We start from the raw sequence: 5,016 nt of genomic DNA, 5'->3' as shown, positions 1-5,016 counted from the left end.
CGCTACCGACAGCCCGGCATCCAGCCCCTCCCAGAACGCTAAACGAACCCTCAACGGCGACCAAGGTCTGCCCATCGACGACACCCCACAGAATTCAGGGTGTTGCACTCACCGCCTGAACTCGCCGCGTTTAGCGACAAAGAGGTTTTGAGACACTGTGGCCTTGGCAAACAGCATCGGCACGGCCGCCGCAGCGGTCGGCGCAGCAGCCACAGGCCTCACCCTGGTCGGCCTGCTGTAAGGCATTTGCCCGCGAGTGGTGCGATTACCGAGGAGTAAACTTGTAGGCGGCCTGCGGCGGACAGTCGTCTGGTGTCCCCCCACACCAGCGGCCCCCAGCTCCGTCGTCGGTCCCGATGTCGTGGACAGTCAGGGCGTCGGCCGGCGTGCCTGAGCGACGCCACCTGATCTTGTTGCTGCTCCTGCCGGGCGGTAGTGCCGTCCCTCTTGCGAAACCCTTCACGGCTCAGTTCGTTAGGTCTAGTCCATGTTTGGTTTCGTATCCGGCGACTGAACCTTTGAAACTGGAAACATTGGAGCTGCCGCTAAGCTCGATAACCGCAGGTAATGGCGGCCGGAAGGGAACGCGGTCTATGGGAGATGAAGCCAGCTTTCATCAGCTGTTGGTCTCCCGCGTTGCCATGTTTGCCTTTTTTCTGGTGTCCCTCGGCGTTGTGATTTCCGAGGGCTTAGTTCCCTTGTCGACACCATCCGGCGCCGTGTCCGAGGAGTTGGTCTTCTGGAGTTGCATCGGTTTGGTTGTGCTCTGGTTTAGCTGGCGAAGCTGGAGGCTCGGGGTCCGTGTCACATCTACTCAGGTCCACATAAAGGGTTTGTTCCGCGATAGGAAGATCGCCCGCGAGAGTGTTGTGGACATAACCGCGTTGGGTCAGCTGGTCTGGATAGCCCCAGCTGGCAATGTACGTGTGTCCCCGCTGATCGCATTTACCGATCTCGCTGGCGGCCTCGCAGGAATCGTCCGCGAGCATAATGCGCGAACGCTGGCCCGGCTACGAGAGCAGCTTGTTGGGCCACCTGCAGAGCGGCCTGAATCTGCCGCGTCAGGAGAGGACCGCAGTTACGACCCTCCCACGTACCGACGCCGGCGAGACCGGAACGGGCCCGCGAAGCGCGCCGGCCGAAGGAATTTGTTTCGGGATGGTTGGCTCGCGGTCCTCCATCTTCTTGGCTGGAGTGTGGCTGCTGCAGTAGCAGGCTGGTTGGCTGTAGAGCCCGCCTTGTGGCTGGCCGGGCACAACGCAGACGTTCTCCGTTCGACCTTAAGGCTTGATCCCTACACCGAAAGCAGTGCGATACAGGCCGTGATTTTTTGGGGCGTCGCTGCCGCTGCCCTTGCAGGGAACACAATCCGATTGGCGTACCTCATGTTCCGCCCTGGGCGAGGTTGAGTCCTTGTGATCCCGGCCTGGGAACCCTTCACGGCACAGCCCGCTAGGTCTAGTCCATTTTCCTACAGGACTATACGGGTTCCGCGGTCGGACTTTCACGGAGGCTGCTCTCTGTCCGATAGCATCCGAATATCGACCTAATCTAGACAGGAAAAGCATGTTCGCGGAGGTAAAGCATTTTCAGTGGACAGACGTCGAGGACGATACGACCGCCCCTGACTTCCCGACTCTCTTGGAGATGTATGTGACGTCGCCAGGGCACTGTGCAGTGCTGAGGTACGAGGTAGCGGTGACGACGATAGAGGAACTAACGCGGCGCCTGAACTCGCACCCCTGCATTGCCGGGCATGGACAAGTTGTCGTAGCGAGGTTTGACCGACAGAGTGTGGAGTCTTTTCTGCGGTCCGCAGTTGCTCAAGTATCCGCCGATTCATGGGAGGAACTTGAGCATTCACTAGGACGATTCGGGCGGTCCGAGTTCAACATGACGGGCGCATATTGGTCACCTGATCCCTGGGGAGCGCCCCCAGCATAAGGAGCCACGCCAAGGCGCACGCCGCCCGATTTCGTAACCCTTCACGGCACAGTTCGCCAGGTCTAGTCCATGGCTCCCCTCGGGAACGATTATTAGGGCTCTTCATTAGGCCCCGAGGGCGCGCTGCGCATTTCTGCTTGCTGGCGTCGAGCCGCGGAAAGTAGTGGGAGGGTTGCCAAAATCAAGATAAGCAGCGGAACACCGTATGCGACCCAGGGGGACCAGCCTGTGGCTCCGGCAATCAGCGCACCAGCGAGCGTGAGTGCAAAGATGCCGGCTATCCCGATGAATTTGAACTTTCTTAGCAGCGGACCCTCAGATGCACTCACCATGGTGCAAATCTAACCGTGGTTCATGTAGAACGGAACGCCCTGCAAACGAGGGGCCGTCCGACTCGGCATTCCTGCAGGAACCTCAACCGGGATAGGTTTGTTAGCGGCCATGAAAAACTGCCCGTAGGCGGCCACGGAAATGCCCACTGACGGCCAGTAGAACTGCCCGTTGGTGGCCATGAGATCTGCCCACTTCCTTACTGAACCTGCCGCGTCTTAAGCGGTGGGGGCCTCTCCCCGGGATTTGATGACGGTGTCTAGTCGCACCAAATGTCGTCCCAGGAAGAGGCCCTGTATGAAGCATGACGGAGAAATCATGGAAATTCTTGCTGCCTACGATCTGACCGGATCGTTGCGCGCCACGGCCGAGCTCACGGGCTGTTCGCACCACACTGTAGCCAGGCATGTAGCGGCACGGGACGCCGGCCGGCCGATCGCCGAACCCGCGCCCAGGCCCCGGGTCACGGACACTTACCTGCCCAAGATCGAGGAATGGGTCGAGGCGTCCAAAGGACGGATCCGTGCCGATAAAGCCCACGCGAAGCTCCTCGCCATGGGTTACGCGGGGTCCGAGCGATCCACCCGCCGGGCGATCGCGCAGGTCAAGGCCGCGTGGCGGCTGGGACACACCCGCGTTCACCGACCGTGGATCACCGAGCCCGGGATGTGGCTGCAGTACGACTTCGGCGACGGACCACGGATCGGCGGGGTGAAGACCATCCTGTTCGTGGCCTGGCTGGCGTTCTCGAGGTTCAGGATCGTGATCCCGTTGCGGGACCGGACCGCGCCGAGCGTGTTCGCCGCTCTGGACCGCTGCTTCCGGATCCTGGGCGGGGCACCGACCTATGTCCTCACGGACAACGAGAAAACTGTGACCACGGCCCACGTGGCCGGGGTGCCGGTGCGGAACCAGCAAACCCTGGACTTCGCCCGCCACTACGGGGTCACAGTGCTGACCTGCCAGCCGGCGGACCCCGCCACCAAGGGCGGGGTCGAAGCGTCCGTGAAGCTAGCCAAGGCCGATATCGTCCCAAAAGAGACCAACCTGCGGGCGGACTACGGTTCCTTCACCGCTCTCGAGGCGGCCTGCGAGGCATTCATGGACGAGGTGAACAACCGGGAGCACCGCACCATCCGGCGCAAACCGGCAGCGGTGCTGGCAGAGGAACAGCTCCGGCTGCACCGGATCCCGGAGACCGCGCACACGGTCGCGTTCGGAGTGGCCCGCACCGTCCCGGAGAACACCCCGATGGTCACCTTCGAGAACGCCCAGTACTCCGTGCCCGCGCATCTGCTCGGCGCGAGGGTGTTCGTCCGCTCCCACGGCACCGGGCCCGATGAACAGGTCATCATCGTCCACCACGGCTCCGCCGGTCCGGTCGAGGTCGCCCGTCATCACCGGGCCAGGCCCGGCAGCCCCGCGATCATCGAAGAGCACTTTCCCGGAACCAGGACCAGGATCCCGGGCGACTACGCAGTGAAGGCCCGCAACGCCGGTGAGGCCGAGTTCCTTGCCATCGGCGAGGGCGCGAGGACCTGGCTCGTGGAAGCCGCCGGGACCGGGACGGCCCGGATGAACGTGAAAATGGCTGAGGCCGTGACGCTGGCCAAAATCGCCGGCGCCGAGGCGGTGGACCGGGCCCTGGGTGACGCCGCGCTTCATGGCCGCTTCGCTCACGGCGATCTGGCCTCGATCCTGAACGCCAACATCCGACGCACCACTACCCACGCCGCGGACGAGACCCGGTCCCTGACCCAGGGCACCAGTGCATGGGCCGGCCTGGGCACTGAACCCGCCCCTGTGAAGGAGCAGAACCGATGAGCCCTGTCAGCACCACGAACACGACCGCCCCGCCCCTGCCGGCCGAACTCGAAGCACTGATGCGGCAGCTCAAAATGCCCCACGCCCGGGCTTTGGCCCCGGAGCTGATTGCGACCGCACGCGCCCAGCGCTGGGAACCGGCAGAGATCATCAAGGCACTGTTCACCGAGGAAACAGCCGGCCGGGCCCGGTCCATGCTCGCCACCCGGCGCAAGGCAGCAGGCTTCCCCACGGGGAAAACCTTCGACGCCTGGGACCCCGCCGTCTCCTCGATCCCCGCGCCGACCCAGCAGGCCCTGCGCACCCTGGAATGGATCGGCCGGCGGGAGAACCTGGTCGTCTGCGGACCGTCCGGCACGGGGAAAACATTCTTCCTCGAAGCCCTCGGCCAGCAAGCCGTCGAAGCCGGCATGCGCGTGGCCTGGTTCAGGCTCGAGGACCTCGGCGCCCTGATCCGGGCCCACCGCACCGACGACAGCGTCACCCGGGCCGTCGCCAGAATCCTACGCGCCGAACTCGTCGTGATCGATGACATCGGGCTCCTGCCGGTGGCCACCGACGCCGCCGAAGGCCTCTACCGGGTCGTGGACGCAGCCTACGAAAAGCGCTCCGTCGCGATCTCATCGAACCTTCACCCGGCAGGCTTTGACGAGCTCATGCCCAAAACCCTGGCCACCGCCACCGTGGACCGGCTGCTGCACCACGCCCATGTCTGCCAGACCAGCGGCGATTCCATCCGCCTCACCCAGGCCCTCGCGGGAAAAGGAGTCACCCAACTGAACTGACACGACCCCACGATGGCCAACCCCGCCGAAACCTTCAGTGGGCAGATCTGTTGGCCATCACCGGGCAGTTTTACTGGCCACCAGCGGGCACATTAACTGGCCGCCCGTGGGCACAAACTACTGGCCATTGACA

3 protein-coding genes are annotated in these 5,016 nt (G+C 63.6%); all 3 read left to right on the top strand.

Annotated elements, in window-relative coordinates:
* Nucleotides 1-1,566 precede the first annotated feature (1,566 nt).
* The 3 genes from DBZ45_RS23705 to istB all read left to right on the top strand — a co-directional run bounded on the left by DBZ45_RS23705 (nt 1,567) and on the right by istB (nt 4,883).
* Nucleotides 1,567-1,944, top strand: a complete 378-nt coding sequence (locus DBZ45_RS23705; protein WP_111905474.1) for an Imm8 family immunity protein — start codon at nt 1,567-1,569, stop codon at nt 1,942-1,944.
* 627 nt (nt 1,945-2,571) lie between these two features.
* On the top strand, nt 2,572-4,098 hold the full coding sequence (gene istA / locus DBZ45_RS19410; protein ID WP_190243005.1) for an IS21 family transposase: 1,527 nt from the start codon (nt 2,572-2,574) through the stop codon (nt 4,096-4,098).
* Nucleotides 4,095-4,883 (top strand): IS21-like element helper ATPase IstB, encoded by a 789-nt coding sequence (gene istB, locus DBZ45_RS19405; protein WP_111902704.1) that lies wholly within the window; start codon nt 4,095-4,097, stop codon nt 4,881-4,883. The genes istA and istB overlap by 4 nt, the downstream gene beginning before the upstream one ends.
* The last annotated feature ends 133 nt before the right edge of the window (nt 4,884-5,016 follow it).

The sequence above is a fragment of the Arthrobacter globiformis genome (assembly GCF_003261175.1).
GTDB lineage: Bacteria > Actinomycetota > Actinomycetes > Actinomycetales > Micrococcaceae > Arthrobacter > Arthrobacter globiformis_A.
Note: the sequence above shows the minus strand (reverse complement) of the source record. Positions and strands in the feature narration are given on the sequence as shown.

Coding starts and splice junctions, on each gene's coding strand:
- DBZ45_RS23705 (WP_111905474.1), top strand. CDS start 1,567: ATGTTCGCGGAGGTAAAGCATTTTCAGTGGACAGACGTCGAGGACGAT.
- istB (WP_111902704.1), top strand. CDS start 4,095: ATGAGCCCTGTCAGCACCACGAACACGACCGCCCCGCCCCTGCCGGCC.
- istA (WP_190243005.1), top strand. CDS start 2,572: ATGAAGCATGACGGAGAAATCATGGAAATTCTTGCTGCCTACGATCTG.